Source organism: Myxococcus llanfairpwllgwyngyllgogerychwyrndrobwllllantysiliogogogochensis (genome assembly GCF_006636215.1).
In the GTDB taxonomy this organism is placed as follows: Bacteria; Myxococcota; Myxococcia; order Myxococcales; family Myxococcaceae; genus Myxococcus; species Myxococcus llanfairpwllgwyngyllgogerychwyrndrobwllllantysiliogogogochensis.
In genome coordinates this window covers 1-945 of the sequence record NZ_VIFM01000561.1, presented here as the reverse complement: position 1 = coordinate 945, position 945 = coordinate 1, and the positions used below count along the sequence as shown (strand labels likewise).

Below are 945 nucleotides of genomic sequence, written 5' to 3'. Positions count from 1 at the left end.
GTGGTAGCCCTCCTTCTTCATCATCGGGATCATCACCGCGCCCATGGCGGACACGTCGGCCACCGGCGAGCCCGAGACGCCGCCGAACAGCGTGCAGGCCACCACGTTCGACATGCCCAGGCCGCCGCGCACGTGGCCCACCAGGGCCCGCGCGAAGTTCACGATGCGATCCGCGATGCCGCCGTAGAGCATCAGCTCCCCCGCGAAGATGAAGAACGGGATCGAGAGGAACGAGAAGATCCCCATGCCGGAGGTCATCTGCTGGAAGCCCACCTCGAGCGGCAGGCCCTCGTAGGCCAGGGTGGCCAGGGCCGAGAGGCCGATGGAGAACGCCACCGGAACGCCCAGCAGCAGGAAGAGCGTGAACGACACGCACAGGATCAGGAGTGGCACGGTCATGGATCAGCCCCAGGCGGGTTCGACTTCGCGGCCCTGGGCGAGCGCGATGATGTGTTCGATGGAAAACAGCACGATGAGCACGCCCGCGATGCTGGCGGGCACGTACTTCCAGCCTTCGGAGATGAAGAGCGTGGGCAGGCGGTATTCCCACACCGACTGCGCGAGCGAGGCGCAATTCCAGGCCATGGCGGCGCCGAACACCAGGATCAGCACGTGGATCAGGTATTCCATCTTCAGGCGCAGCCCGTCGGGCGCCAGCACCAGGAACGATTCGAGGCCGATGTGGCCGGCGTCGCGCACGCCCACGGCCACGCCGAACATCGTCACGTAGAGCACCAGCAGCAGGGCCAGGCTCTCCGCCCAGGTGGGCGTGTTGTTGAGGACGTAGCGGCCGAACACCTGCCAGCTCACGGCGCAGATCACCGCCACGAGCCCGAGGATGCCCAGCCACATGCAGACGCGGGCGAGCGTGCGGCAGATTTGGGTGTACATGTCGAAGGGAGGGGAAAAAGGCCGCCGGGGCACGCGGCGGCATGCGGCCGGGCG

Annotated in this window: 2 protein-coding genes; both read right to left on the bottom strand. The window is 67.2% G+C overall.

Annotated features, from left to right (window positions below):
• Positions 1–399, bottom strand: a 399-nt coding sequence (locus FJV41_RS57020; RefSeq protein ID WP_141649532.1) for a TRAP transporter large permease subunit, incomplete at its 3' end; no start/stop codon positions are given.
• 3 nt (positions 400–402) lie between these two features.
• A partial coding sequence (locus tag FJV41_RS57015) for a TRAP transporter small permease (protein WP_220137975.1) occupies positions 403–945 on the bottom strand: 543 nt, incomplete at its 5' end.